Genomic DNA, 26204 nt, shown 5'->3' on the forward strand with positions numbered 1-26204 from the left:
AAGGTATGAAAATAGAACGGTTTGCTGAAGGGATTTCACTGAAACGCTCGGTTGATGCAGGTACTGCCGATCAAAGAAAAGCGGTTCAGGATATTATTTATGATGTCAGGAAAAGCGGAAACGCCGCTTTACATACCTATACCGAACGTTTCGATGGTGTCAGTGCAGGGGAATTACTTGTATCGGAACAGGAAATGGAAGAAGCGACAGCATCTTTAACTGCTGAGCAGCTTGATATTATACAAGAAGCCGCGAATAATATCCGAATGTTTCACGAGAAACAAATTCGAAATTCATGGTTTACGACTGATGATACGGGAACGATGCTAGGACAAAAATTGACACCTCTTGATGCTGTAGGTGTTTATGTACCTGGAGGCACAGCAGCCTATCCTTCGTCAGTACTGATGAATGCGTTGCCTGCGAAGGCCGCGGGGGTGGAAAGGATCGTTATGGTGTCTCCGCCAGGGAAGGATGGAAAATTATCGCCAGCTGTTTTGGCAGCTGCCAAAATTGCCGGGGTGAAGGAAATCTATAAAGTTGGCGGGGCACAGGCAATAGCTGCTCTCGCTTATGGGACGGAAACGATAAAGAAAGTGGATAAAATAGTGGGTCCGGGAAATATATATGTGGCGTTAGCGAAGCGGGAAGTATTTGGAGATGTCGCCATTGATATGATAGCAGGTCCAAGTGAAATAGCGATATTGGCGGACGAAACCGCCATCGCTGCAGAAGTTGCGGCAGACTTGCTGTCACAGGCGGAGCATGATGCCCGTGCTTGCAGTGTTTTGGTGACGACGTCAACGACTCTTGCAGAAGAAGTGGCCGCAGAAGTGACCAAGCAGGTGGCGTTACTTCCACGCCATGATATTGCTGCAGCATCCATAAGGGATTATGGAAGAATCGTTGTATGCGGGGATATGGCGGAAGCTGTTGAAGCGATTAATGAACTTGCACCGGAACATTTGGAAATTGTGGCCCATGACGCACTTGAAATCATGTCTAAAATCCGTCATGCCGGAGCAATCTTCATTGGCCGATTTAGTTCGGAGCCCGTCGGTGATTACTTTGCAGGTCCCAATCATGTGCTGCCTACCAATGGAACCGCCCGTTTTTCCAGTCCGCTTAATGTGGATGATTTCCAAAAGAAATCAAGCATCATCATGTATAGTGAAACGGCCTTCCGCAAAAATGCAGAAAAAATCGCGGCATTTGCCCGAATGGAAGGACTTGAGGCTCACGCCCGTGCCATTGAATCACGTGGTGTGAATGAATCCGGTAAATAGTCCTGAAATATTGAAATACGCGAAATCATTGATATAAAGACTTTTGACATGCTTTTACATCTTGGGAAAAGGGGTCTTACCCCGTTGAGGAGGAGTTGTAATGGAACGTTTTGCTAGTGTGGAGCGAAAGACGAATGAAACGGAAATAAGTTTGAAGTTTGGTGTGGATGGGGAAGGTAATTCCTCCATTAAGACGGGCGTTCCGTTTATGACGCATATGCTTGATTTGTTCACGAAACATGGGAAGTTTGATTTGACCGTAGATGCAAACGGAGATACAGATGTCGATGATCACCATACAACTGAAGATATTGGCATTTGCTTAGGTCAGACGTTATTGGAGGCCCTTGGGGACAAGCGCGGGATAAAGCGTTACGGAAATGCTTTCGTACCCATGGATGAAGCACTCGCCCAGGTTGTCATCGATTTAAGCAATCGTCCGCACCTAGAGTTCCGGGCTGAGTTTCCTTCGCAAAAGGTGGGTACTTTCGATACTGAACTCGTGCACGAGTTTCTTTGGAAATTCGCTCTTGAAGCCAGGATGAACCTGCATGTAGTCGTTCATTACGGTCACAACACACATCATATGATCGAAGCAATATTCAAAGCGCTGGGACGTGCATTGGATGAAGCTACGACCATCGATCCACGTGTCAAAGGCATCCCTTCGACGAAAGGAATGTTGTAAAAATGATCGGAATCGTCGATTATGGCATGGGGAATTTATTTTCTGTAAGTAAAGGGCTTGAACGCCTTGGTGCCGATTCATTCATTTCCGATGACCCAAAAGAACTTTCAAAGTCGAAAGGAATCATACTTCCCGGCGTTGGATCTTTCAGGGATGCAATGAGCCTCTTGGAAAAACAAAAGCTGGATGAATTCCTGAGGGAATATGTAGCCGATGGAGGTTATCTATTAGGGATCTGCCTTGGTATGCAGCTTCTCTTTGATGAAAGTGAGGAAAATGGACCGGCTAAAGGATTATCCCTCATCCCGGGAAAAGTCGTTCGTTTTAAGGGAGTGGGTGCGAATGACCAGGTTTATAAAGTGCCGCACATGGGCTGGAATCGTCTTGAATTCAAACACGCTTCACCAGTGAATGAGGGGCTGGAAGAGGAGCATGTTTATTTCGTCCATTCCTACTACGTCGATACCGATGAATCATTCGTCACTGCTTCGGCAAGGTATGATGTGGAAGTGCCTGCGATCGTCGGTAAAGGGAATGTGTTCGGCATGCAGTTCCATCCGGAAAAAAGCGGGAAGATGGGCATGTCACTGTTAAAAAATTATCTGTCATTAGTAGAAGGGAAGGAAGAAGCATGAGCAACTTTACTATTTACCCGGCGATTGATATGCGTGGAGGCAAATGCGTCCGCTTAATCCAGGGAGATTACAATCAGGAAACCGTTTATGGCGATTCCCCCTTTGATATGGCAAAAAGCTTTGCGGACCAAGGAGCCGATTGGATACATATGGTCGACCTTGACGGAGCTAAAGAGGGAGTGCGCATCAATGATTCATACGTAATAAAAGCTGCAAGTGAGTTAGGGGCCCGCATTCAAATCGGCGGCGGCATCCGTACGGAACATGATATAGCCCATTACCTGGATAATGGTGTGGAACGTGTCATTCTTGGCAGCACGGCCGTTTCAGACCCTGATTTCACTAAAGATATGATTAGGAAATATGGAAGCCATATCGCAATCGGGATCGATGCGAAGGATGGCAGGGTTGCCACTCATGGTTGGCTTCAAACGTCTGGGACCCTTGCGATAGATCTTGGTAAATTACTGGCCGATGCTGGTGCAGAGACATTTATCGTGACTGATATCGCGACGGATGGGATGCTTTCAGGTCCGAATGTGAAAGGTATTTTGGCCATGGCGGAGGCAACCGGTAAAAACGTTATCGCTTCGGGCGGCATTAGTTCACTTGAAGACCTAATCACCCTCAAAGAGTATGAAGCCCAAGGCATTGCAGGGGCAATCATTGGCAAGGCGCTTTATACCAATCGCTTTACTGTAGAAGAAGCACTAGAAAAGGTGCGTGGTTAAATGCTCACTAAACGAATTATTACATGTCTCGATGTAAAGGAAGGGCGGGTAGTCAAAGGGATACAATTTGTTTCCCTTAGGGATGCAGGAGACCCGGTCGAACTTGCAGCCTTTTACGACCAAGAAGGTGCCGATGAGCTTGTCTTCCTGGATATTTCCGCATCACATGAAGGCAGGGAAACGATTGTCGACGTCGTTCAAGCGGTAGCGGGCAGTCTGGCAATCCCGTTCACGGTGGGCGGCGGCATTAATTCATTGGCGGATATGAAGAAGATCTTACGAGCTGGAGCCGATAAGGTTTCCTTAAATACAGCAGCCATTCTGCGCCCTGATTTAATTAATGAAGGTGCTGATTACTTTGGTTCCCAATGTATCGTGGTCGCCATAGACGCCCGATATGAAGAAGGGCTTGGCTCATGGCGCGTATATACCCACGGCGGCCGGAAATCGACTGAATGGGAAGTGATCGATTGGGCGAAGGAAGCTGTGTCCCGAGGTGCAGGTGAAATACTATTGACAAGCATGGATTGTGACGGCGAGAAACAAGGGTTTAATATCGCTTTGACAAAAGCGGTATCTGAAGCCGTTTCGGTGCCGGTCATCGCCTCAGGCGGGGCGGGCAACGCTGAGCATTTCCAGGAAGCCTTCCAAGAAGGTAAAGCCGACGCAGCATTAGCCGCATCGATTTTTCATTATAAAGAAACATCCGTCAAAGAAGTAAAAGCGTTTCTCAAACAACAAGGAGTGGTTGTACGATGAATCTTGAAACTATTAAATACGACGAAAAAGGCCTGATACCGGCAATTATTCAAGATGCAGGAACCGGCGAAGTGCTGACACTTGCTTATATGAATCAAGAATCACTGCAATTGTCGATTGAAAAAGGTGAAACGGTTTTCTTCAGCCGTTCGCGCAATGAATTATGGCATAAAGGAGCAACCAGCGGTAATACCCAGAAAATCATCGAAATGAAGTATGACTGCGATCAAGATGCATTGGTCGTTCGGGTCGTTCCTGCAGGGCCTGCGTGCCATACAGGGGCAACAAGCTGTTTTAGCGAAACGATTTACCAAAACGGTGAAGCCGGACAAGACGTGAAGGCGAATGTGACTTTCTTGACGGAATTGGAAAAATTGATTGAAAGAAGAAAATCGGAAATGCCTGAGGGTTCATATACTACCTATCTATTCGAAAAGGGCGTTGATAAGATCCTGAAAAAAGTCGGTGAAGAAGCGGCAGAAGTGATCATTGCTGCTAAGAACCGCGATGCAGAGGAACTTTCGATGGAAAGTGCCGATCTCCTCTATCACTTATTCGTTCTTCTTCAGGAGCAGGAGTTGCCTTTCCAAGCAGTGCTTGATGTATTGAAGGCTAGACATGCCGATAAGGATGAACCGAAAGAAACTGAATGAATGGTAAGTGCCCTCCGTCAAGGAGGGCTCAGACTGAAGACAAACTCGATGAAAGTCAAGTTTCTCTTCAGTTTTTTTATGGCTTGTACAATTTGGACGTTGATTATCGATCCAGGCACCCGCTTTTCCCGCCGGAGTCTCGCACAACCGCCCCAATCAACTTTTGCTACAAACTTTTGGTAGAAACCATATCTGAGATTTCAAGGTGTTGCTTTGTTTGGGAACATGAAAGAGATATTTCCCAACCCCTTTTGTGTGTATTTACGACAACGAGATCAATCCTGGCTCCCCATTTGACTAGGAATATACCTCATGGTGATTCCCTTTTTCCATTTTCTTGAATTGTTCGGCAAATTTACTCCAATATGTTATAATACTATGGTTAATCAACTTGAAGATGGAGGATTACATGAGTAAAGACTCTAAATTTGGCCAACAGGCAAAAATTCTAACTTTTCACCCAACAGGTGAGTATTATTTCACCAAGGGTTTAAAAGCTTATCATAGACGAGAACTACCTAAATCAAAAAAATACCTGGAACGTGCGCTGGAACTTGAACCCGCTGAACCGATGATAGCCTGTCAATTGGCAATCACTTGCTCGGAAATCGGAGAATATAATTATTCAAACAACCTCTTGGAAAACATCTTGGATGTGATGGATCCCTATATGTCGGAATGTCATTACTTCCTGGCGAATAATTATGCCCACTTAGGCATGTTCAAGGAGGCTTATCGTCACGCGAGTGCTTATCTTGATAAAGAAGAAGACGGGGAGTTTAGCGATGACGCAGAGGACCTGCTTGAACTGATAACTTTTGAGTCGGATGAGTCAGAAGAAAATCCCTTTAAGCATGATGGGCTCATTACCAAACAGGAACAAGCCCGTGAGTACCTTGAATCAGGCAATTTTCCAAAGGCAATCGAAGTATTGAAAGAGACGATTGCCGAGTACGAGGATTACTGGTCCGCTTATAATAACCTGGCACTTGCCTATTTCTATCTTGGTCAAGTAAATGACGCCTTTGCAACACTTGATGAGGTACTGGAAAAAAGTCCAGGAAACCTGCATGCGCTTTGTAACCTTGTTGTTTTTCATCATTATCAACAAGATGAAGAGAAGGTTGAAGAGCTCATACACATGCTGGAGAAAATTAGGCCGATGCTATCCGAACATCGTTTCAAGCTTGGAGCGACCTTCGCTTTGATAGGAAACTATGCTTCTGCATATAAATGGTTGAAAGTACTGCAAAGGCAAGGGTTCGAGGGAGATGGAACCTTCTACTATTGGTTAACCATTTCCGCTTACCACCTAGGCCATGATCAGGCTGCCAAAAAGGCATGGAAAAAGGTCGTGGAAATGAACCCGGAAAAGGAAGGCATGGAGCCTTGGGGAGATATGAATGCAACTTCAGATGGTTTTGAACATCATTTTCCTTCTATTATAAAAAGGCTGGAAAGTGAATTCATTGAAGAAAGGCTGTTTGCCATTTTCCTTCTGAAACATTCGGTTCATAAACAGAAGCTATTGAAAAACCAGGTCCTCAACCTTAATCAGAATTTCACTGATTTGGAACGTGATTATGCTGAACTTGTTCAAGCTCCTGCTAAAGATCGTCAATTAACACCGATTGATTTTGCCGATCGCACAGCTGAGTTATTATATCAGCATTTCCAACCGATACAATTAAATGAAGCCGGGCTGTATTTAATGTGGTTTTCCGTCTTCATCGAAGCGGTGAAATCAGAGCAAAAACTAAATAATCCAGCAGGATGGGCATCAGCGGTGGAGTACGTGTGGAATCAGCTTAAAAATGAGAAGGCGAGCAAACAGGCAATCGCAGACAAACATTTCATATCCGTGTCCACCTTATCAAAGTACGTAAAGTTAGTTCAAACCCTGCTTGGATGAGCAGATATTTGGACGAAAAATTATTTGTTATATAGGATAATAGGTAGGGAACACTAACCGTAGTGAAGGTTCCATTTGCAATGGAATATGGAGGAGTGAAAACATGTCTGAAAAAATTTATGACGTTGTTATTATTGGAGCTGGTCCTGCAGGGATGACGGCGGCTGTCTATACATCACGTGCGAACCTTTCAACATTGATGTTAGAACGCGGAGTACCGGGCGGGCAAATGGCCAATACAGAAGAAGTTGAAAATTATCCTGGATTCGACACTATACTCGGACCTGAACTTTCAACGAAAATGTTTGACCATGCAAAGAAATTCGGTGCGGAGTATGCCTATGGGGATGTTAAGGAAATCATCGACGGTGAAGAGTATAAAACGATCAAAGCCGGTTCCAAGGAATTCAAGGCACGTTCAATCATCATTTCATCTGGTGCCGAATATAAGAAAATCGGTGTTCCCGGCGAAAAAGAATTGGGCGGCCGCGGTGTATCGTATTGTGCAGTTTGTGATGGTGCATTCTTCAAGCAAAAGGAACTATTCGTTATCGGCGGCGGAGACTCTGCTGTTGAAGAGGGTGTGTACTTAACCCGCTTTGCTTCAAAAGTGACGATCGTTCACAGACGTGACGAACTTCGTGCTCAAAAGATTCTTCAAGATCGTGCATTTGCCAATGAGAAAATTAACTTCATCTGGAATCACACTTTGAAGGAAATCAATGAAAAAGGCGGCAAAGTCGGCGGTGTCACACTAGTTTCCACTGAAAACGGGGAAGAGACAGTGATGGACGCAGACGGTGTATTCATTTATATCGGAATGCTTCCGCTAACTAAACCATTTGAGAACTTGGGCATCTTGAATTCCACAGGCTATATTGAAACGAATGACCGGATGGAAACACGCGTCCCTGGTATTTTTGCTGCTGGTGACGTTCGTGAAAAAACATTGCGCCAAATCGTTACAGCTACAGGCGATGGAAGCATTGCCGCTCAATCCGCTCAGCATTTTGTTGAGGAACTTCAAGAAAAATTGCAGCCTAAGGCTTGATTTCACTAGAATATACAATCGTAATTCCGTTTTAACGATGTTGTAACACGCGTGAAATAATGATTGGGTATAGTATGGATAGAAGTTGACCCCCTTTAATTATAAACGTTTAAGGACACAGATTAAGTTTCTGTGTCCTTTTTTTTTGTTTCCTGCTTTAAGACTAAATCTTTAGTTCCAATTTTTAGGATGTGCCAAATGATTTTTAATGAGAAGTAAGTCCGCCCTTTGCATTTAGGCAGCGAAAGTGGAGAAGAATAGGAGTTAAGCAGGATAAAGGCTTATCTACGTGATTCCTTGGGAATGAATATTCCCCCAATGCAGGAAGTTTACTTTATTGTTAGCTCATTTCAAAAATAGTATAATGTTAAGATATACTAAACATATATATATCTTTCATAATGGTAAGAAGATGAAAAATACAACTTGTTTGAACTATTAGCATTTGTAAATCGCCAAATGGATATCTAGCGGCGGTTTAAGGATATAAACTGAATCTCTTCAACACGGGGGTGAAGGTTTCTATAGTCGAGCAGAGCCAATTGAGGTGAAGAACGTGCAACGTGTCACAAACTGTGTATTGATCAAGGATAATCAAATCCTCTTATTGAAAAAGCCTAGACGCGGATGGTGGGTAGCTCCAGGCGGAAAGATGGAGCCTGGGGAATCTGTACGCGATGCTTGTATTAGGGAATATCGTGAAGAAACGGGCGTTTATTTAAAAAACCCTTCCATCAAAGGTATTTTCACCTTCATTATGAAGGACGGAGATAAGGTATTGTCGGAATGGATGATGTTCACTTTCTTTGCAACGGATTCCGATGGTGTAAATGTTGATGTTTGTGAAGAAGGGGAACTTAGCTGGCATCCGGTCGAAGATGTTAAAAAGCTGATGATGGCTGAAGGTGATTTTCACATCCTGGACTATATGGTTCATGGAACTGGGATCATTTATGGAACCTTTACCTATACACCTGAGTTTAAACTACTTTCTTACCGATTGGATCCAGGTTAATTTTCACATATAAAAAAGATTGCTATACATGGGGGCGGAGAAACTATGAGTACAGGGCAGATCAGTGAAACGCAATTGGTCATCATTACCGGAATGTCCGGAGCGGGTAAGACAGTGGCGGTTCAAAGTTTTGAAGACCTCGGCTTTTTTTGCGTCGATAATTTGCCGCCCACGCTATTGCCAAAGTTTTTGGAGTTAATGAAGGACTCAGGGAATAAGATGAATAAAGTGGCTCTTGTCATGGATTTGAGGGGTAGGGAGTTTTTTGATTCCTTATTTCTTGCACTGGATAATTTAACGGATTCAGCTGCAGTATCACCAAGAATCCTTTTTCTTGAAGCTGATGACGATTCCTTGGTCCGAAGATATAAGGAAACGAGAAGGACCCATCCGCTTGCTCCATTAGGCCGGCCATTGGAAGGCATTAAAATGGAGCGGGAACTATTGGACGAATTGAAGGGAAGGGCCCAGCTGATCTTTAATACTTCCCAACTGAAACCGCGCGAATTGAGGGAGAAAATCGCTTCGGAGTTTTCTGCCGATAAAAGTGTCGGTTTTACAGTCAATGTCATGTCGTTCGGGTTCAAGCATGGTCTACCCATAGATGCCGACCTTGTGTTTGATGTACGCTTCCTGCCAAATCCATATTATATTGACCATATGAGGCCAAGGACTGGCTTGGAACAGGAAGTGTCGAGTTACGTTTTAAAATGGAGTGAGACGCAAAAATTCTTGGAAAAAGTGACCGATTTGCTTGCATTCATGCTTCCATATTATAAACGTGAAGGAAAAGCACAGCTTGTTGTTGCGATAGGGTGTACAGGCGGTCAGCACCGTTCTGTAGCATTGACGGAGTATATTTCAAACCACTTCAAGAAGGATTACAGGGTTCAAGTATCACATCGCGATATCGAAAAAAGTAAGGGGAAAGCAGATGTTAGATAAAAAGAAACAACCTAAGGTTGTGATCATTGGAGGGGGAACCGGCCTTCCCGTTTTGTTGAGAGGGTTAAAGAAGCATCCGGTTGATATAACGGCAATCGTAACGGTAGCTGATGATGGTGGAAGTTCAGGCCGCCTTCGCGAGGATATGGATATTCCCGCTCCGGGTGACATTCGTAACGTGCTGGCTGCGTTATCGGATGTAGAGCCCCTTGTTGAACAAATGTTTCAACATCGCTTTCAGAGTAAAAATGAGTTGTCCGGGCATTCGCTGGGGAATTTGATACTGGCGGCAATGACCTCGCTGACCGGGGATTTCGTCCATGCGATCCAGGAAATGAGTAAATTTCTTAATGTCCGCGGTAAAGTGCTTCCGGCGGCCAACCAAAGTGTGGTTCTCCATGCGGAGATGGAGGACGGAACGATTGTTACAGGCGAATCCAAGATCCCCTTCTCAGGAAAGAAAATAAAAAAAGTATTTCTGTCTCCTCATCATATAAAGCCGCTCAGTGAAACTCTCCAGGAAATCAAACAGGCAGATCTTATTGTCATAGGTCCAGGGAGTCTATATACTAGCATTCTGCCTAACTTACTTGTTCCTGGTTTAGGAGAAGAGGTTGCCCGTTCGAAGGCGAAGAAGGTGTACATTTGCAATTTGATGACACAAGCCGGAGAGACGCTGGATTATAGCGCGAGCGATCATATAAAAGCGATATATGACCATATGGGAAATGCATATATTGACAGGATACTTGTTAATAATGAGGAAATACCAACCGAAATTCAGCAACGCTATCAAGCTGAATATGCTAAACCGGTCATGTATGATGTGGAAAGCTTAAAAATGATGGGGCTTGAAATCATACAAGAACGCATTTTCAGCTATGAAGGGAATGTAATACGCCATGACACGAAAAAAGTGGCGGATTTGCTCTATAATATGCTTGTAAATGAAACAAAAAGCCACATTGCACCGTAGATATAAGCGGGGACGGTTTTTTGATTGATAAAAATAGATTACCTGCGTTCGATTGGGGGTGAAATGGATGTCTTTTGCTTCAGAAACGAAAAAAGAGCTTACTACATTAGAGGGAAAGGATTGCTGCGGTAAAGCGGAATTGTGTGCGCTTATCCGGATGAACGGATCCCTTTCATTTTCTAATCGGAAGCTTGTTGTGGATATTCAAACTGAGAATGCTGCGATTGCCAGAAGGATTTATACGCTGCTGAAAAAAAGTTATGAGGTCCAGGTCGAGCTGTTGGTCCGTAAAAAGATGAAGCTTAAAAAGAATAATGTATATATTGTCAGGATGTCATCTGGAGGGCAGCGGGTTTTAACCGATTTGGAAATTTTAGGCGATGGATTTGAAATTCTCCATGCTATATCCGATACTATTGTTGGGAAGAAATGCTGTAAGCGTTCTTACCTAAGAGGTGCATTTCTTGCGGGAGGTTCGGTGAATAATCCGGAAACGTCTTCCTATCACCTTGAAATTTTCTCACTTTATAAAGAGCACAATGATGCCCTTTGTGAGCTAATGAATAAGTTTGGCTTGAAGGCCAAAACTCTTGAACGCAAGAAAGGGTATATCATTTATTTGAAAGAAGCCGAAAAGATTGCCGAGTTTTTAAGTATAGTTGGCGCCCATTCAGCTTTATTAAGGTTCGAAGATGTAAGGATCGTCCGTGATATGCGTAATTCAGTGAATCGGCTTGTGAATTGTGAAACAGCCAATTTGAACAAAACGATTGGGGCCTCATTACGCCAGGTTGAAAATATCCATTATATCGAGGATACGGTGGGATTAGGCATTTTACCGGATAAGCTTCGGGAAATTGCGGAGCTTAGGATTGCGTTTCAGGATATAACCTTAAAGGAACTTGGGGAAATGGTTTCTGGGGGAACAATCAGTAAATCCGGGATTAATCACCGATTACGTAAGATTGATGAAATAGCTGACAGGCTCCGTGGGGGAGAGGCTATTGCTGCGAAAAAATAAAGCTAACAGGGGAGATCAAGATGGTGGAAAAACAAGTTGAGGTAAAATTGAAAACGGGTTTGCAGGCGCGGCCGGCAGCTCTTTTTGTACAAGAAGCTAACCGCTTTCATTCAGATGTTTTTCTTGAAAAAGAAGGAAAGAAAGTGAACGCAAAAAGTATAATGGGGTTAATGAGCCTTGCCATCAGTTCTGGCGTGACCGTGAAGTTAATCGTCGAAGGACGCGATGAAAAAGAAGCGTTAGAGGCATTGGAAGAGTTTGTTCAGCAAGAGGGTTAAAAGAAAAGGATGCTTAAAAGAGCATCCTTTTTTTTATTATGCAAAAAAGCTCCGGAAGTCGCTAAAGGCGTTCTCCGGAGCCGGTTGTTGCATGATTATTTAGAGTCTTTTTTATCATCAAGGATGCTGCGCGTGATGACTTTGTCGATCAAGCCATATTCAAGAGCTCTTTCGGAAGTCATGAAGTTATCACGTTCCGTATCTCTTTGAAGGACTTCAATAGGTTGACCAGTACGTTCTGCCAAGATTTGGTTCAGTTTATCTTTCAAGTGAAGGATACGGCGGGCAGCAATTTCAATCTCCGTAGCTTGACCTTGAGCTCCTCCAAGTGGTTGGTGAATCATGACCTCACTGTTTGGCAACGCATAACGTTTGCCTTTTTCGCCAGCGGCCAATAGGAAAGCACCCATGGAAGCGGCCATACCGATGCATACTGTGGATACATTAGGTTTGATATATTGCATAGTATCGTAAATGGCCATACCGGAAGTGATGCTTCCGCCAGGGCTGTTGATGTATAGAGTGATATCTTTTTCAGGATTTTCCGCTTCTAAAAATAGTAATTGAGCAACAATGGAGTTGGAAACATTATCGTCAATTGCACTTCCTAGCATAATGATCCGGTCTTTTAATAAACGGGAGTAAATATCGTAGGCACGCTCCCCACGACTTGTTTGTTCGATAACTGTAGGAATTAAATTCATGTTCATTTCCTCCTTCGATTAAGAGAATCATTTAAATTCTTTATGTATGTATGATACACTTTTTGGTCAATTTAGGTCAAACAAAACAAACCCTATAATGGATAATTTGTTCGACAATTTTCTGGCTAAGGCTCCTTTCCGATAGATTACTTTATATATTATGCCGCACAGGGATGAATTTCCACATTACCCATAATACCCAAATGGCGAAGTTTTAAACCTGATAGCCCTTGCAAAGGAGGGGAATCTATCATATAATGAAGTCTGTTGAAAAAATATTTTCTATTACGCCCTCGTAGTGCAACGGATAGAACGCAAGCCTCCGAAGCTTGAAATGCAGGTTCGATTCCTGCCGAGGGCATTACCAATCTTCTGCTTAATAAAGTGGGGGATTTTTTATTGGCCATTTTTAAGAGGGGCCCTAAAATTTTTGGCGAATTCGCTCGATTTCCGTAATATTCCATCGGATCCTGTAATGTAAGCCCTGTCTTGAAAATATACGCGCACACTATTGAAAAATGGTGATTTTTCAATAAAAGTAGTTGTTTAATTTGCATTTCTAACATATAGTATTTAAAACAAATAAACTATTCAGAAAAAAACGTAAGCGTTTTCATGGGTTTTTGTGTAGAATTTTCTCCTGATAATGTAAAATGGAGTGGGGGAGGGATGAATCGATGAGTATGAATATGAAAGCAGGACTTTTTCAACAGCAAACATTAAAGATGGCAATGACGCAGGAGCTTATGCAAGCTATTACATTGCTGCAATATTCCTCGCAGGAGCTATCGGCTTTTTTAGAAAATAAAATGGTGGAGAATCCATTACTGTCCATAGATCAGCCAACATCGGCTTTATTTCAGCCAACTTTTGACCGGAAAAAGGGAAAACGGACTCTTAAGAATACGTATGATGCCAACTATTGGATTGAACAGATCAGTGAAGATACTATATCGGTTGAACAGCATATCATGTCCCAGGTGAATCACCAGCAACTTACCGGTGAGCAGCAGAAGGCGTTGCTGCTATTAATTCATAACCTTGATGAAAACGGTTACTTGAGGACTGAGCTGGATGACATATGTATCCCTGGTATATCTCGGATAGTTTTGGAAGAAAGCCTTTCAATTTTACAGGAACTCGAGCCGCATGGAATTGGAGCGAGAAATCTTCAAGAGTGCCTTTTGCTTCAGGTGCAAGCAGAAGGGGTGAACCTGCTTGCAGAATCGATCATAGAAAACCATTTCCTCGATTTTGCTGAAAAGCGCTGGAAAGACCTAAGTAAGAAAATCGGTGTTACAATGAAGGAGATTCAAGAAGTATTTGATTATGTCCAGACATTGAACCCGCGACCCGCATCACTCTTTTTTCAGGAAAAACCTTCTTATATAGTGCCGGATGTGGTCGTGGAAGTTCGGGATGGTATGCTGCTTGTCGGGAATTATGATGGTAACACACCTAATCTTAATGTGGATAAAGGGTATTTAAACCGTATGAAGAGCCATAAGGATCAGGGGGTTCAACGGTTTATCCAGGATAAGTGGCAGGAATACCAATGGATATCCAGAGGGATCCAACAGAGGAAAGAAACTATATTGAAGGTAATTCAGTGCATCGTCGATAAACAGCCGGCGTGCTTTCATCATGGCCTGAACTATTTGAAACCGATGACGATGAAGGAAATCGCCGACGAACTTGGTATACATGAGTCCACAGTAAGCCGGGCGGTCAAAGGGAAATACGTGCAGACACCATTTGGCACGATAGAGATGAGGATATTTTTCACTACTTCTTTACAGTCAGTCGGCCTTGATGAGGATATGTCGGGCATGCAGGCAAAAAAGAGCCTTCAGGCAGCCATCAATGGGGAAAATAAACAAAAGCCGCTCTCGGATCAGGACCTGGCAGAACGGTTGAAAGAAGAGCATGGAATTATCCTGGCACGCCGAACCGTTGCCAAGTACCGGGAACAATTAGGGATCCCTTCTTCATCTAAACGAAAAAGATATGATTGAAAAGGATGAGTGGTTTTGGAATCAAATGCGTTTGTTTTATATAGTAGGGATAAATGCCCGTTATGCGATAAAGCCAAGCAAGTGCTTGAAGAAGTGAAAGAGGAATCAGGCATAGGCTATAAAGAAATCGATATCCACACCGATGATGATTTGCTTGAGAAATTCGGGCTGATGATCCCTGTCGTTGAATGGAAAGATGATATCGTTCAATTCGGAAACGTTGATAAATCAGCTCTAAATAGGCTTTTGGAAAAATAATTTTTCAAATCATTTGAAGAAACATTCCGTTCCTGCTAGAATAAAATATGTAGCAGGAATATTTTTTTGTTTTAAGTGGGACAGAAAATGACTACGCGGGACATTATACGTCCAACTTAACTTTTTAGGAGTTTTAAATATGCGTACATTACTCGAGGTACAAAGAAAATTATTACCAGATTTCCTTTTGGTTATGCAAAAAAGATATGATATCCTGCGTTATATCAAAATGATGCAGCCGGTTGGAAGGCGCAGTCTGTCCGTGAGCCTTAATTTGACGGAGCGGACGCTCAGAGGCGAGGTTGATTTTCTGAAAAGTCAGAACCTGGTTAACATATTCAGCTCTGGCATGACGCTGACTGATGAAGGGATTGAAATCCTGGATAAGTTAGAAGGAATAATGCGTGAAGTAATGGGTATAGACATAATGGAACGGCAATTGCAGGATTTATTGCAAGTGGATGAGGTCATTATTGTCTCAGGAAATTGTGATGAGACCCCATGGGTGAAAAAAGAATTGGGTAAAGCTTGTGCAATCCGTATGAAACGAGAATGGAACTCAAAGAATATCATAGCGGTTACTGGCGGATCGACAATGGCCGAAGTGGCTGATTCGCTGTCACCTGATGAAGCGTCGAAGAAATTGACATTTGTCCCGGCCCGCGGGGGAATTGGTGAAGCAGTGCAGAATCAGGCCAATACGATTGTCGAAAAAATGGCCCAGAAGGCACAGGCCTCATACAGAGTATTGTATGTACCCGATCAATTAAGCGGTGAGGTTTATGCTTCATTTCAGAAGGAACCTGCAATTAAAGAAGTGATTTCCCAAATCAAATCTGCCGATATGATCATTCATGGAATCGGTGATGCCATGGCGATGGCAGAAAGAAGAAATTCTTCGCCAGAAATGTTAAAGAAGCTGTTAGATGGAAATGCTGTAGGAGAGGCATTCGGTTATTATTACGATGAAAACGGTAAAGTTGTTCATAAAGTTTTGACAGTCGGCATCCAGTTAGATGATCTTAGCCCTGAAAAGCGAGTGATAACTGTGGCAGGTGGTAAAACTAAAGCAAAGGCTATCCGTTCCTACATGAAAGGCGCACCTTCATCAACCGTTTTAATCACGGATGAAGCGGCGGCACAAGAGTTAATTCAGGGGAATTACACCCCTTAATATATTTGCGAACTTAAAAGGAGGAATTTTTCATGGCAGTAAAAGTTGGTATTAATGGTTTTGGACGTATTGGACGTAATGTATTTCGTGCAGCATTGAGTAATCCTGGGGTAGAGATTGTTGCTATTAACGACTTAACGGATGCTAATATGTTAGCGCACCTTCTTCAATACGATACAATTCATGGATCTCTTAATGAAAAAGTAACAGTTGATGGGGATTACCTTGTTGTTGATGGTCATAAAGTCAAAGTATTGGCTGAACGTGACCCTGCACAATTAGCATGGGGTGAACTAGGAGTAGAAGTAGTAGTAGAATCTACAGGACGTTTCACGAAACGTGCAGATGCAGCTAAGCATTTAGAAGCTGGCGCGAAAAAAGTAATCATCTCTGCTCCTGCATCTGATGAAGATATCACAATCGTCATGGGTGTAAACGAAGATAAATATGATGCAGCTAACCACCATGTAATCTCTAATGCTTCTTGTACAACGAACTGCTTAGCTCCATTTGCTAAAGTGCTTCACGAACAATTCGGAATCAAACGCGGTATGATGACTACTGTTCACTCTTATACAAATGATCAGCAAATCCTTGATTTGCCACATAAAGATTACCGCCGTGCACGTGCAGCTGCCGAGAATATCATTCCTACAACAACTGGGGCAGCAAAAGCTGTTGCACTTGTCCTTCCTGAACTTAAAGGGAAATTGAATGGTATGGCAATGCGCGTACCTACTCCAAACGTGTCTGTTGTCGACCTTGTTGCAGAACTTGAAAAAGACACAACAGTTGAAGAAGTTAATGCAGCATTCAAAAAGGCTTCTGAAGGAGAATTAAAAGGAATCCTTGAGTACAGCGAACTTCCGCTAGTATCAACTGACTATAATGGTAACCCATCATCATCTACAATCGATGCCCTTTCCACAATGGTAATGGAAGGAAACATGGTTAAAGTATTATCTTGGTATGATAATGAAACAGGATATTCAAGCCGTGTTGTTGATTTGATCGACTATTTGGCTAAAAAAGGATTGTAATTAGAATAATAAAAAACCTCACCAAGGTGAGGTTTTTTTTATCACACCTCTAAAAAAACTTGGCAGAAGATGATATTATTAGTAAGTCATTAATCAGTCAAGCGTTTACATTTCTTGTTTTTGGATAATTTCCTGGAAACCGACTATAATGAAAAAGAGAAAAGGGGAGTTGGGAAATTTACCCTCTCCCTTTTTGGCTAAAAGAATCAAAAATATGATAACAATATCTAAGGAGGTTCTTGGATTATGAATAAAAAGTCGATTAAAGATATTGAATTAAAGGGGAAACGCGTATTTTGCCGTGTTGATTTCAACGTGCCGATGCAGGACGGAAAGATTTCGGATGATACGAGAATCAAGGCTGCACTGCCGACGATTTCCTATTTGACAGAACAAGGCGCAAAAGTCATCTTAGCCAGCCACCTTGGCCGTCCTAAAGGACAAGTCGTAGAAGAATTGCGTCTAGCGCCTGTTGCGGAAAGACTAAGCGAACTTAGTGGCAAGGATGTGCAAAAGGCAGAAGAAGCATACGGTGAGACCGTTCAATCAATAATTGATAACATGCAAGATGGCGAGATCTTGTTGTTGGAAAACGTTCGTTTCTATCCAGGAGAAGAGAAGAACGATCAAGAATTGGCGAAGTCATTTGCTGCACTTGCTGATGTTTATGTTAACGATGCATTCGGAGCTGCGCATCGTGCACATGCTTCAACTGAAGGAATAGCGCACCATCTCCCAGCCGTTGCCGGATTACTGATGGAAAAAGAGCTTTCAGTACTTGGAAAAGCCCTATCCAACCCAGAACGTCCTTTTACAGCTATAATTGGCGGAGCAAAAGTAAAGGATAAGATAGGCGTTATCGAAAACCTTTTGGAAAAAGTCGATCACTTGATCATTGGTGGTGGATTGGGTTATACATTCATTAAAGCGCAAGGTCATGAAATCGGTAATTCTTTATTGGAAGAAGACAAAATAGAATTGGCCAAATCTTTCATCGAAAGTGCAAAAGAAAAAGGCGTAAAACTTCATTTGCCTATCGATGCAGTCGTAACTGCTGAATTTTCACCTGATGCAGAGACGGATAATGTCGATATCGATGCTATTCCAAAGGATAAAATGGCTCTTGATATCGGACCAAAAACAAGCGAATTATTTGCGGATGTAATCAAAAGTTCCAAGCTTGTCATTTGGAATGGACCAATGGGTGTATTCGAGTTCGATAAATTTGCGAATGGAACGAAAACCGTTGCTAAAGCCTTGGCGGAAGCAAAAGATACGTACAGCATTGTAGGCGGAGGGGATTCAGCCGCAGCCGCAGAAAAGTTTGGCTTGGCAGAAAAGATGTCCCATATTTCAACTGGCGGCGGTGCATCTCTTGAGTTCATGGAAGGCAAAGAGTTGCCTGGCGTTGTGGCCTTGAACGATAAATAAGACTGACCGTTACATATTTCAACTTTAGAAGGGATGAGAAACCAAATGCGTAAACCGATTATTGCAGGAAACTGGAAAATGAATAAAACACTATCTGAAGCGACTGCCTTTTTAGAAGAAGTGAGCAATTTGATTCCGAAGCAAGATGTAATCGATACGGTTGTATGTGCTCCAGCTTTATTTTTGGATCAGCTGGTTCAAGCAGCAAAAGGAACTGATGTGAAGATCGGGGCGCAGAACATGCACTTTGAAGAAAGCGGTGCTTTCACAGGAGAAATCAGCCCGATCGCATTGGCTGATCTTGGTGTATCCTACGTCATACTTGGTCATTCCGAACGCCGTGAAATGTTCAACGAAACGGATGAAGCCGTTAATAAAAAAGCTCATTCCGCTTTTGCCCACGGATTGACCCCGATCGTTTGCTGCGGTGAAACATTAGAGCAAAGGGAAGCTGGCGAAACGAATGATTTCGTAGGCAGCCAGATAGAAAAAGGCCTTGCAGGATTATCTGACGATCAATTGAAACAAGCCGTTATTGCTTATGAGCCGATTTGGGCAATTGGAACAGGAAAATCGTCATCTGCTCAAGATGCTAATGAAGTTTGTTCGCATATCCGCTCGGTTGTTGCCGACAAATTTTCAAATGAAGCAGCTGCAGCCATCCGCATTCAATACGGTGGCAGTGTAAAACCTGAGAATATTAAAGAGTACATGGCACAACCTGATATAGACGGTGCGTTGGTTGGCGGTGCAAGCTTGAAACCCGATTCATTTTTACAATTGCTGGAGGCTGGTCACTATGAGTAAGTCGCCTGTGGCACTTATCATCTTAGACGGTTTTGGCTGCCGTAACGAGGAAAAGGGAAATGCTGTTTTTCATGCGAAAAAACCGAACTTTGACCGTTTTTGGGAACAGTATCCGCATTCCCATTTAACTGCAAGCGGGGAAGCGGTCGGCTTGCCTGCCGGTCAAATGGGGAACTCGGAAGTGGGGCATTTGAATATCGGGGCAGGACGGATCGTTTATCAAAGTCTGACCCGTGTGAACCTGGCTATCCGTGAAGGTGAGTTTGCCAAAAACCCAACTTTGATCGATGCCATGAGCCATGCCAAGAAAAAAGGCACGGACCTTCATCTTTTCGGTCTACTTTCAGATGGCGGCGTGCACAGTCATATCGATCATATGTATGCCCTGCTGAAGTTGGCCGCTAAAGAAGGAGTTAAAAATGTATATGTACATGCATTTTTAGATGGTCGTGATGTCGGGCCGAAAACGGCGCAAGGTTATATTAAGGAAGCGGAAGCGAAAATGAAGGAGATCGGTGTTGGACAGTTTGCGACCATATCCGGAAGATACTATTCGATGGACCGTGATAAGCGCTGGGAACGTGTGGAGAAATCCTACCGTTCGATGGTGTATGGTGATGGCCCTGCTTACTCTTCCGCGATGGAATGTGTTGAGGATTCCTACGAACATGGTATTTTTGACGAGTTCGTGATTCCTTCAGTCATAACGGCGGAAGACGGTAAACCGGTGGCAACGATTAAAGATGATGATGCCGTAATCTTTTACAACTTCCGTCCAGACCGGGCGATCCAGATTTCCAATACGTTCACCAATGAGGACTTCCGCTCATTTGACCGCGGTCCTGGACATCCGAAGCATCTCCATTTTGTCTGCTTGACACATTTTTCAGAAACAGTTGACGGATATGTTGCATTTAATCCGACAAATCTTGATAATACATTAGGGGAAGTACTTTCCCAAAACCAGCTTACCCAGCTTCGTATCGCTGAAACTGAGAAATATCCGCATGTGACATTTTTCATGAGCGGCGGACGTGAAGAGAAGTTTCCTGGTGAAGAGAGGATTTTAATTAATTCTCCGAAAGTCGCTACATATGATTTAAAACCTGAAATGAGTGCTTATGAAGTTACGGATGCGTTGGTGGAACAAATTGAGGCTGATCGCTTTGATGCCATTCTCTTGAATTTTGCCAATCCGGACATGGTTGGTCATTCAGGGATGCTTGAGCCTACCATTAAAGCGATTGAAACAGTGGATGAATGCCTAGGCAGGATTGTCGATTTAATCGTCTCAAAAGGCGGTACGGCAATCATTACCGCTGACCATGGGAATGCTGATGAAGTCGTAACGCTTGAAGGCAACCCCATGACAGCTCATACTACGAATCCCGTGCCTGTCATTATCACTAAAAATCAGGTAACATTAAGAACAGGTGGTATCCTAGGTGATTTAGCTCCAACGATGCTTGATTTGCTTGGAGTCGAAAAACCTGTTGAAATGACAGGGAAATCCCTATTATCTAAATAAAATTGTGAATAGGAAAAGGAGAGATTTATAATGCCGTACATCGAACATGTATATGCACGCGAAGTGCTAGATTCCCGTGGTAATCCAACAATAGAAGTAGAAATCCAAACAGAGTCCGGATACTTCGGACGTGCAATCGTACCATCAGGTGCTTCAACAGGAGAACACGAAGCGGTTGAGCTTCGTGACGGAGATAAATCTCGCTACCTGGGTAAAGGGGTACAAAAAGCAGTCGATAATGTAAATGATATCATTGCTGAAGCTGTCATCGGTTTGGATGTTACGAACCAAGCAGGACTTGACCTCACTATGATTGAATTGGATGGCACTGAAAACAAAGGAAACTTGGGAGCTAATGCAATCCTTGGCGTATCAATGGCTGCTGCCCATGCCGCTGCGGAATTTTCAGGTTTACCATTGTATCGTTATCTTGGAGGGTTCAATGCGAAACAACTTCCTACTCCAATGATGAACATCATTAACGGCGGATCACATGCCGATAACAATGTTGACTTCCAGGAATTCATGATTCTTCCTGTAGGTGCTCCTAGCTTCAAAGAAGCAGTTCGTATGGGTGCAGAAGTATTCCATGCCTTGAAATCTGTCCTTTCTGCCAAAGGCCTGAATACGGCAGTCGGCGATGAAGGCGGCTTTGCGCCAAACCTTGGTTCAAACCGTGAAGCGCTTCAAGTCATCATCGAGGCAATTGAAAAAGCTGGCTACAAAGCAGGCGAAGATATCTACCTTGGCATGGACGTAGCTTCATCTGAATTCTATAACAAAGAAACAGGCAAATATGATCTTGCTGGCGAAGGCCGCAATGGTGTTACATCAGAAGAAATGGTAGCTTTCTATGAAGAGCTAGTGAATGAATTCCCTATTATCTCCATCGAGGACGGCCTGGATGAAAATGACTGGGATGGTCACAAACTTTTAACGGAACGCATCGGTTCTAAAGTTCAGCTTGTTGGTGACGATCTTTTCGTAACGAACACGAAAAAATTGGCTGAAGGCATCGAAAAAGGCATCGGCAACTCCATCCTGATCAAAGTGAACCAAATTGGTACACTGACTGAAACGTTTGATGCAATCGAAATGGCAAAACGCGCAGGCTACACTGCAGTCGTTTCCCACCGTTCCGGTGAAACTGAAGATGCAACGATCGCTGATATCGCCGTTGCAACAAACGCAGGACAAATCAAAACTGGTTCCATGTCCCGTACGGACCGTATTGCTAAATACAACCAACTTCTTCGCATCGAAGATCAACTTGGTGACTTGGCTGTATATGGCGGCTTGAAATCTTTCTATAACTTGAAGAAGTAATTATAGTAATTATCAAGCATAAAATACGTCCGAACTTTGTCATACAAGGCACTTTTGGACACTTTGAGTTATGTAGTACATCAACTCGAACTTAGCAATACAAATGTTTAGTATCAACCCCTGATTTATAAGTGAGTGAAATCGCTTATGAATTGGGGGTTTTTGCGTGTTAATACAGGACTTGTTGAAAGAATTTACATTTAACTTACAAATTAAAAATTATTCCAAGCGAACTATCGAGACCTACAATTACAAAATGGTATGGCCCATTGGATATTGATATTGCTAAAGATATTGACGATAAGGTCAACTTGTTAAAAGAGGAATTGGGAATTGGATATTGGATAGCCAAAAAAGGCAATCATCCAAACTCCAAGGAGTTTATAAAAAAACACAAGGAAATCCACGCATATTATGGCATTCGCTTTAAATATGATGCTTACTGTGCTTATTTAACGAAAACTGAAAGTAAAGTTCGTGAAAGCCTAGAGCTGCCTAAAACTCAAGATGATGCAAAACTTGTGTTCGATATTGTGGCTAGAAAATATAATTTGCAATTAGCAGAAAGGCGACAAATCAACGGTTTCGGTAAAGTGGACAGAGCAATACATCAAGCAAAGATAGATGGAAAGTATGTCCCACAAGCCACGCTTGTTTATGATTACATGGTAGATGGTCATGAGGTGGATGTTAAAAACACAGACGAAAAATCTTATATGCCAAACTTTTAGACCGTTCCAATAGGAATGGTCTTTTTTAGATTGACAGCATAATTTTGGTACTTCATACTTCTATAGTAATAGATGTAACGGAATATTTAGTTAATTATGAGGACGAAAGCCATGAAACCAGAAATCTTATCAACAGCCATCGAAACGCTAACAGGATTGTTTTTCCGTAACAATAATGAAGGAACTGACTTTCTTGCCAAACGCACATTGGACCATTATATAAACGACCTTGATTTGCTTGGTGATATCAACTCTGTAGCTGTGGAAATTGATAAACAGCGAGCGTGGGCTCTCATTCCCAAGCTACGATTATTTGACAGCAAGAGCGCTGATGAAATCGAAGTTGCTTTAGGTGGGTTGGGATATACCGATGCTGAAATTATTGCCAGTGACATAGTATTTGAGGAGTGGAAAAAATCTCAAAAGCACTGCCAATGATTTTAAAAGGAGGAATGCCGATGTGGGGACGATACCTTTGGAAACTCCGATTGTTATTGACCATTCCATATTTGTTATTTGCGATATTAATGTTTTCGTCCATTGGCAACGATAAGGATTATGGTTATTATTGGATGGCGTTTGTGGTCTATGCGATTGTTTCCAATATCATCCTTCATAAAATGGAAAAGAAAGAAAAGATGGAAAAGGAATGAATTTAAGGAGGTAAGCACTTTACCTCCTTTGCCAATTTCATAAATGGAGGTGGATATTATGGGGCTCAAGAACATTTACAAAAAATCATTGTCTATGGCTCTGGTACGGGCTGGACATGACATTCATCATACTATGCCCGATCGAAACAACAAAAAATACCAAGTGTTTGTTTTCATCCATACCGATGAATTAATAAAAGATTTACTGGAGTTAACCAAACGGGAGGTGAGACAATGACTGAACGTTTCTCTATCGCTATTATAATCTCCTGTGTAGCTGTAGTAATGGGCATACTGATTGATTTAGGAATGCTGTATATTGCATTTATACTTCTTGTAATTTGTGTATTGGCTGTTCTTCCCGTCAAGTGGTTTCGTGATTGGTTATGGAGTGACTAAAATATGCTGGTTGTACATCAATTGAATATAAAAATTCAAAAATTGGGAGGTATGTCACCAATGAAAAAATACATAAATATAGTTGGAGCATTGGGCTTAATCGTTTTGATTATGGCAATGCCATTTTTCTACACAACCATTTTTTTGGGTAGTTTTATCTTGGACCCAACACCGCATACGAATCCTCAGCCTGGCCATGAAGACCACAATGCAACAAAAATTTGGGAGGGTATGTCAAAAGAGGAATATCAGAAGATTAAATACGTAGAAGAACATAAATATAAATATGAAAATGAAGAACCTGCATTCAACCCAGATGAATCATCAAGTTTCAACCTATTTGAAGTTGAAAATAAAAACGATGAATATTGAAGGACCCCGCCAATTATGCGGAGTCCTTTTTTCGTTGCTTAAATATGCAATGCTCCAAAATTAGGTTTCGTTCTTTCAGTCGTTGAAATCCATTCACCCAATTATTTGGGGATTCTGCTTCTGACGAGAAGATGGGTTCTGCACAGTAATTTCTTTTCACCTCCCATACAATGTGAGAATACACATTGTATGGGAGGTTTTTTTGCTTATAAAGTTAGCCGCCAGTCACTGATTCCGGCTTGGTTCAGGGCTGATAAAAGGATTTAATCAAACGTTTGATTAATATAAAAAAAGGTGCCGCATCCGGGCACCTTTTTTTATTTACTCGATACAGCTTCCACTGGTACGGCATTATAGTATTCTTCTAATGTAATCTTCGCTTCAAAGATTTCAGTTGCGGTAGCGACACCAACATAACGGATGTGCCATGGTTCGTATTTATAACCTGTGATGTTTTCCTTGCCTTCAGGGTAGCGAATGATAAATCCGTATTCATGTGCATGTTCAGCAAGCCAGGCAGCTTCATTCGTATCACCGAAGCAGTCTTGGGCAGCGCATGCCCCATCGTGGGTCGTGACATCAATCGCCAGGCCTGTTTCATGCTCGCTTGTCCCAGGCATTGCACTGTAGGTTTTCGCCTTTTCTTCCCCGTCCTTAGCCACATAGTTATTAAAGACCTCGATCTGTCTTTGGTGAGAGCGATAAGCGGAAACGCCGGCAAAGTGCATGTTTTCTTTTTCGGCAGCCTGGAACATTACTTCAAGTGCCTTTCCCGCTTCCTCTCGCATCATTCTTTTTTCAATTTTATCTTGAAAGATGAAATCCACTTTTGGGTAGATGAGGTCAGCAGGTTTGTAATCTTCAGGCAGGCTGTATTGTTTATTGACAAGTACAGGAATGCCTTCCGGATGGGCTAATGTCTGAAGGCCAGCCTGTCCGGGTTTAGCCGTTTCATCAACTTCCACCTGGCGTTGGGCCGATTCTTTTGAATCATTATTCTTGTCGGTTTCTGTCTCCGTCTCCTGGGAGCTCGGTTGTTCTTCTTTTTGCTCTTTTTCATGCTCGCTTGTCAGGTCGGATGAACAGCCAGCCATTAGAATGAAAGATGATAGAACAGTTGCTGCAAATATAGGTTTTAACATATGAAAGGCCCCTTGCTTTTAATATAAGTTTCCAATAAAAGTAGTTTTGAAAAAAATTATCGGGATAAGTAATCCCTTGTTAATTCACTTTGATATTTATCAAGAAATAAGCCAATCCAGACGACCATCAATAAAAATGGATAATCGTTACGGACTGCGGTTTCCACAACGGGATCAGACCAAAAGCTCGAAAGGAAACCCGATGACATCCTGATTGTCTCGAATGTGACAAGGGCGTGAAGCGATAACCAAAGAATCGTAAGGGTATTGGTCCCAAACCCAATGACCGCCGCTATGACGCTCAGCAAGGCGGCTGCTGCCCCGATCAGGAGGACATTGAAGCTTGATTGGAAAAAGTCAGTACCGCTATTGGAAAGTCCATTATAAATAATAGCAGTAAAATAAACGGTTGTCGTGATATATGCAGCAAATAATAAGTATCGATTTCCGTGATACTTTGCCAGCAGCAATAAAAGCGGTGATAGGATGATTAATAGGACACTGATAAAATTGCTTCCGCCTGTCCATAAAGAATAGCCGGCAACCGCCGAGAATAGGATGGTCAGGAGATCAAGAATCCGGAGTATGGACTTAAACATGTTGACACCTCTTTCTCTATTTATGCAAATTATCTCAAACTTTGATTCAAAAAGAAAATAAATGACTATGGATTT

The 26204-nt window shown here is 42.6% G+C and carries 30 protein-coding genes and 1 tRNA gene; 28 read left to right on the plus strand and 3 right to left on the minus strand.

Annotation, left to right across the window (positions count from 1 at the left end; all coding sequences use genetic code 11):
- The first annotated feature begins 5 nt into the window (after nt 1–5).
- The 13 genes from hisD (at nt 6) to LQ188_RS04720 (ending at nt 11950) form a co-directional block, all read left to right on the plus strand.
- Complete coding sequence (hisD, locus tag LQ188_RS04660) at nt 6–1286, plus strand: histidinol dehydrogenase (RefSeq protein WP_230176165.1); 1281 nt, start codon at nt 6–8, stop codon at nt 1284–1286.
- A gap of 100 nt (nt 1287–1386) precedes the next feature.
- Nucleotides 1387–1974 carry an imidazoleglycerol-phosphate dehydratase HisB gene (gene hisB / locus LQ188_RS04665; RefSeq protein WP_063233950.1) on the plus strand — a complete coding sequence of 196 codons (588 nt, stop codon included), beginning with the start codon at nt 1387–1389 and terminating at the stop codon, nt 1972–1974.
- 2 nt (nt 1975–1976) lie between these two features.
- A complete protein-coding gene (hisH, locus tag LQ188_RS04670; RefSeq protein WP_101223727.1) occupies nt 1977–2609 on the plus strand; it encodes an imidazole glycerol phosphate synthase subunit HisH in 633 nt (210 codons plus the stop codon).
- Nucleotides 2606–3340 (plus strand): 1-(5-phosphoribosyl)-5-[(5-phosphoribosylamino)methylideneamino]imidazole-4-carboxamide isomerase, encoded by a 735-nt coding sequence (gene hisA, locus LQ188_RS04675; RefSeq protein ID WP_101223726.1) that lies wholly within the window; start codon nt 2606–2608, stop codon nt 3338–3340. Before hisH ends, hisA begins: the two co-directional genes overlap by 4 nt.
- A complete protein-coding gene (hisF, locus tag LQ188_RS04680) occupies nt 3341–4099 on the plus strand; it encodes an imidazole glycerol phosphate synthase subunit HisF (protein WP_230176166.1) in 759 nt (252 codons plus the stop codon).
- Nucleotides 4096–4752 carry a bifunctional phosphoribosyl-AMP cyclohydrolase/phosphoribosyl-ATP diphosphatase HisIE gene (gene hisIE / locus LQ188_RS04685; protein WP_101223724.1) on the plus strand — a complete coding sequence of 219 codons (657 nt, stop codon included), beginning with the start codon at nt 4096–4098 and terminating at the stop codon, nt 4750–4752. The genes hisF and hisIE overlap by 4 nt, the downstream gene beginning before the upstream one ends.
- Nucleotides 4753–5161: 409 nt before the next feature.
- Nucleotides 5162–6664, plus strand: coding sequence for a tetratricopeptide repeat protein (locus LQ188_RS04690; protein ID WP_101223722.1), 1503 nt, complete (start codon nt 5162–5164; stop codon nt 6662–6664).
- Nucleotides 6665–6767: 103 nt separating this feature from the next.
- A complete protein-coding gene (trxB, locus tag LQ188_RS04695) occupies nt 6768–7715 on the plus strand; it encodes a thioredoxin-disulfide reductase (RefSeq protein WP_034309960.1) in 948 nt (315 codons plus the stop codon).
- 556 nt (nt 7716–8271) lie between these two features.
- Nucleotides 8272–8730: an 8-oxo-dGTP diphosphatase gene (locus tag LQ188_RS04700; RefSeq protein WP_101223721.1), complete on the plus strand. Its 459-nt coding sequence runs from the start codon at nt 8272–8274 to the stop codon at nt 8728–8730.
- 45 nt (nt 8731–8775) lie between these two features.
- Complete coding sequence (gene rapZ, locus LQ188_RS04705) at nt 8776–9675, plus strand: RNase adapter RapZ (protein ID WP_101223720.1); 900 nt, start codon at nt 8776–8778, stop codon at nt 9673–9675.
- Nucleotides 9665–10651, plus strand: a complete 987-nt coding sequence (locus LQ188_RS04710) for a YvcK family protein (protein WP_101223719.1) — start codon at nt 9665–9667, stop codon at nt 10649–10651. The genes rapZ and LQ188_RS04710 overlap by 11 nt, the downstream gene beginning before the upstream one ends.
- 67 nt (nt 10652–10718) lie before the next feature.
- Nucleotides 10719–11672 (plus strand): DNA-binding protein WhiA, encoded by a 954-nt coding sequence (gene whiA / locus LQ188_RS04715; RefSeq protein WP_101223718.1) that lies wholly within the window; start codon nt 10719–10721, stop codon nt 11670–11672.
- A gap of 20 nt (nt 11673–11692) precedes the next feature.
- Nucleotides 11693–11950, plus strand: coding sequence for an HPr family phosphocarrier protein (locus tag LQ188_RS04720; RefSeq protein WP_101223717.1), 258 nt, complete (start codon nt 11693–11695; stop codon nt 11948–11950).
- Nucleotides 11951–12045: 95 nt separating this feature from the next.
- On the opposite strand, the gene clpP is transcribed toward LQ188_RS04720, so the two are convergent.
- The gene (gene clpP / locus LQ188_RS04725) at nt 12046–12654 is read right to left on the minus strand and encodes an ATP-dependent Clp endopeptidase proteolytic subunit ClpP (RefSeq protein WP_063233960.1); all 609 of its coding nucleotides are present in this window, start codon (nt 12652–12654) and stop codon (nt 12046–12048) included.
- 289 nt (nt 12655–12943) lie between these two features.
- Here clpP and LQ188_RS04730 point away from each other — a divergent pair.
- The 15 genes from LQ188_RS04730 to LQ188_RS04800 all read left to right on the plus strand — a co-directional run bounded on the left by LQ188_RS04730 (nt 12944) and on the right by LQ188_RS04800 (nt 24388).
- Nucleotides 12944–13015, plus strand: a tRNA-Arg gene (locus LQ188_RS04730).
- Between the two features lie 316 nt (nt 13016–13331).
- The gene (gene rpoN / locus LQ188_RS04735) at nt 13332–14669 is read left to right on the plus strand and encodes an RNA polymerase factor sigma-54 (RefSeq protein WP_230176167.1); all 1338 of its coding nucleotides are present in this window, start codon (nt 13332–13334) and stop codon (nt 14667–14669) included.
- Between the two features lie 15 nt (nt 14670–14684).
- On the plus strand, nt 14685–14927 hold the full coding sequence (locus tag LQ188_RS04740; protein ID WP_101223716.1) for a glutaredoxin family protein: 243 nt from the start codon (nt 14685–14687) through the stop codon (nt 14925–14927).
- A gap of 139 nt (nt 14928–15066) precedes the next feature.
- A complete protein-coding gene (locus tag LQ188_RS04745; protein ID WP_101223715.1) occupies nt 15067–16101 on the plus strand; it encodes a sugar-binding domain-containing protein in 1035 nt (344 codons plus the stop codon).
- Nucleotides 16102–16133: 32 nt separating this feature from the next.
- Complete coding sequence (gene gap, locus LQ188_RS04750; RefSeq protein ID WP_076368241.1) at nt 16134–17141, plus strand: type I glyceraldehyde-3-phosphate dehydrogenase; 1008 nt, start codon at nt 16134–16136, stop codon at nt 17139–17141.
- A gap of 246 nt (nt 17142–17387) precedes the next feature.
- Complete coding sequence (locus LQ188_RS04755; protein ID WP_230176168.1) at nt 17388–18572, plus strand: phosphoglycerate kinase; 1185 nt, start codon at nt 17388–17390, stop codon at nt 18570–18572.
- A gap of 45 nt (nt 18573–18617) precedes the next feature.
- Nucleotides 18618–19379, plus strand: a complete 762-nt coding sequence (gene tpiA / locus LQ188_RS04760; RefSeq protein WP_101223713.1) for a triose-phosphate isomerase — start codon at nt 18618–18620, stop codon at nt 19377–19379.
- Nucleotides 19372–20907, plus strand: coding sequence for a 2,3-bisphosphoglycerate-independent phosphoglycerate mutase (gpmI, locus tag LQ188_RS04765; RefSeq protein WP_230176169.1), 1536 nt, complete (start codon nt 19372–19374; stop codon nt 20905–20907). Before tpiA ends, gpmI begins: the two co-directional genes overlap by 8 nt.
- 30 nt (nt 20908–20937) lie before the next feature.
- The gene (eno, locus tag LQ188_RS04770) at nt 20938–22233 is read left to right on the plus strand and encodes a phosphopyruvate hydratase (protein ID WP_034309992.1); all 1296 of its coding nucleotides are present in this window, start codon (nt 20938–20940) and stop codon (nt 22231–22233) included.
- Nucleotides 22234–22502: 269 nt separating this feature from the next.
- A complete protein-coding gene (locus LQ188_RS04775; protein WP_230176170.1) occupies nt 22503–22964 on the plus strand; it encodes a hypothetical protein in 462 nt (153 codons plus the stop codon).
- A 111-nt stretch (nt 22965–23075) separates the two neighbouring features.
- Nucleotides 23076–23402: a hypothetical protein gene (locus tag LQ188_RS04780; protein ID WP_141992827.1), complete on the plus strand. Its 327-nt coding sequence runs from the start codon at nt 23076–23078 to the stop codon at nt 23400–23402.
- Between the two features lie 20 nt (nt 23403–23422).
- Nucleotides 23423–23617, plus strand: coding sequence for a hypothetical protein (locus tag LQ188_RS04785; RefSeq protein ID WP_101223709.1), 195 nt, complete (start codon nt 23423–23425; stop codon nt 23615–23617).
- 58 nt (nt 23618–23675) lie between these two features.
- Nucleotides 23676–23855, plus strand: a complete 180-nt coding sequence (locus LQ188_RS04790) for a hypothetical protein (protein ID WP_230176171.1) — start codon at nt 23676–23678, stop codon at nt 23853–23855.
- Nucleotides 23852–24016, plus strand: coding sequence for a hypothetical protein (locus tag LQ188_RS04795; RefSeq protein ID WP_157831060.1), 165 nt, complete (start codon nt 23852–23854; stop codon nt 24014–24016). Before LQ188_RS04790 ends, LQ188_RS04795 begins: the two co-directional genes overlap by 4 nt.
- A gap of 60 nt (nt 24017–24076) precedes the next feature.
- Nucleotides 24077–24388: a hypothetical protein gene (locus LQ188_RS04800; protein ID WP_230176172.1), complete on the plus strand. Its 312-nt coding sequence runs from the start codon at nt 24077–24079 to the stop codon at nt 24386–24388.
- A gap of 317 nt (nt 24389–24705) precedes the next feature.
- Here LQ188_RS04800 and LQ188_RS04805 read toward each other — a convergent pair whose 3' ends face one another.
- Both LQ188_RS04805 and LQ188_RS04810 read right to left on the minus strand, forming a co-directional pair.
- Entirely contained in the window at nt 24706–25530 is an 825-nt protein-coding gene (locus tag LQ188_RS04805; RefSeq protein WP_101223707.1) for a M15 family metallopeptidase, read from the minus strand.
- A 56-nt stretch (nt 25531–25586) separates the two neighbouring features.
- Nucleotides 25587–26129 carry a hypothetical protein gene (locus LQ188_RS04810; RefSeq protein ID WP_101223706.1) on the minus strand — a complete coding sequence of 181 codons (543 nt, stop codon included), beginning with the start codon at nt 26127–26129 and terminating at the stop codon, nt 25587–25589.
- Nucleotides 26130–26204 lie beyond the last annotated feature (75 nt).

Source organism: Peribacillus sp. Bi134, from assembly GCF_918698065.1.
Classification (GTDB): domain Bacteria; phylum Bacillota; class Bacilli; order Bacillales; family DSM-1321; genus Peribacillus.

What these genes read in the sequence shown, in the direction of transcription:
- hisD (WP_230176165.1), top strand. Translation starts at nt 6, where the DNA reads ATGAAAATAGAACGGTTTGCTGAAGGGATTTCACTGAAACGCTCGGTT.
- hisB (WP_063233950.1), top strand. Translation starts at nt 1,387, where the DNA reads ATGGAACGTTTTGCTAGTGTGGAGCGAAAGACGAATGAAACGGAAATA.
- hisH (WP_101223727.1), top strand. Translation starts at nt 1,977, where the DNA reads ATGATCGGAATCGTCGATTATGGCATGGGGAATTTATTTTCTGTAAGT.
- hisA (WP_101223726.1), top strand. Translation starts at nt 2,606, where the DNA reads ATGAGCAACTTTACTATTTACCCGGCGATTGATATGCGTGGAGGCAAA.
- hisF (WP_230176166.1), top strand. Translation starts at nt 3,341, where the DNA reads ATGCTCACTAAACGAATTATTACATGTCTCGATGTAAAGGAAGGGCGG.
- hisIE (WP_101223724.1), top strand. Translation starts at nt 4,096, where the DNA reads ATGAATCTTGAAACTATTAAATACGACGAAAAAGGCCTGATACCGGCA.
- LQ188_RS04690 (WP_101223722.1), top strand. Translation starts at nt 5,162, where the DNA reads ATGAGTAAAGACTCTAAATTTGGCCAACAGGCAAAAATTCTAACTTTT.
- trxB (WP_034309960.1), top strand. Translation starts at nt 6,768, where the DNA reads ATGTCTGAAAAAATTTATGACGTTGTTATTATTGGAGCTGGTCCTGCA.
- rapZ (WP_101223720.1), top strand. Translation starts at nt 8,776, where the DNA reads ATGAGTACAGGGCAGATCAGTGAAACGCAATTGGTCATCATTACCGGA.
- LQ188_RS04710 (WP_101223719.1), top strand. Translation starts at nt 9,665, where the DNA reads ATGTTAGATAAAAAGAAACAACCTAAGGTTGTGATCATTGGAGGGGGA.
- whiA (WP_101223718.1), top strand. Translation starts at nt 10,719, where the DNA reads ATGTCTTTTGCTTCAGAAACGAAAAAAGAGCTTACTACATTAGAGGGA.
- LQ188_RS04720 (WP_101223717.1), top strand. Translation starts at nt 11,693, where the DNA reads ATGGTGGAAAAACAAGTTGAGGTAAAATTGAAAACGGGTTTGCAGGCG.
- clpP (WP_063233960.1), bottom strand. Translation starts at nt 12,654, where the DNA reads ATGAATTTAATTCCTACAGTTATCGAACAAACAAGTCGTGGGGAGCGT.
- rpoN (WP_230176167.1), top strand. Translation starts at nt 13,332, where the DNA reads ATGAGTATGAATATGAAAGCAGGACTTTTTCAACAGCAAACATTAAAG.
- LQ188_RS04745 (WP_101223715.1), top strand. Translation starts at nt 15,067, where the DNA reads ATGCGTACATTACTCGAGGTACAAAGAAAATTATTACCAGATTTCCTT.
- gap (WP_076368241.1), top strand. Translation starts at nt 16,134, where the DNA reads ATGGCAGTAAAAGTTGGTATTAATGGTTTTGGACGTATTGGACGTAAT.
- LQ188_RS04755 (WP_230176168.1), top strand. Translation starts at nt 17,388, where the DNA reads ATGAATAAAAAGTCGATTAAAGATATTGAATTAAAGGGGAAACGCGTA.
- tpiA (WP_101223713.1), top strand. Translation starts at nt 18,618, where the DNA reads ATGCGTAAACCGATTATTGCAGGAAACTGGAAAATGAATAAAACACTA.
- gpmI (WP_230176169.1), top strand. Translation starts at nt 19,372, where the DNA reads ATGAGTAAGTCGCCTGTGGCACTTATCATCTTAGACGGTTTTGGCTGC.
- eno (WP_034309992.1), top strand. Translation starts at nt 20,938, where the DNA reads ATGCCGTACATCGAACATGTATATGCACGCGAAGTGCTAGATTCCCGT.
- LQ188_RS04780 (WP_141992827.1), top strand. Translation starts at nt 23,076, where the DNA reads ATGAAACCAGAAATCTTATCAACAGCCATCGAAACGCTAACAGGATTG.
- LQ188_RS04785 (WP_101223709.1), top strand. Translation starts at nt 23,423, where the DNA reads ATGTGGGGACGATACCTTTGGAAACTCCGATTGTTATTGACCATTCCA.
- LQ188_RS04790 (WP_230176171.1), top strand. Translation starts at nt 23,676, where the DNA reads ATGGGGCTCAAGAACATTTACAAAAAATCATTGTCTATGGCTCTGGTA.
- LQ188_RS04795 (WP_157831060.1), top strand. Translation starts at nt 23,852, where the DNA reads ATGACTGAACGTTTCTCTATCGCTATTATAATCTCCTGTGTAGCTGTA.
- LQ188_RS04800 (WP_230176172.1), top strand. Translation starts at nt 24,077, where the DNA reads ATGAAAAAATACATAAATATAGTTGGAGCATTGGGCTTAATCGTTTTG.
- LQ188_RS04805 (WP_101223707.1), bottom strand. Translation starts at nt 25,530, where the DNA reads ATGTTAAAACCTATATTTGCAGCAACTGTTCTATCATCTTTCATTCTA.
- LQ188_RS04810 (WP_101223706.1), bottom strand. Translation starts at nt 26,129, where the DNA reads ATGTTTAAGTCCATACTCCGGATTCTTGATCTCCTGACCATCCTATTC.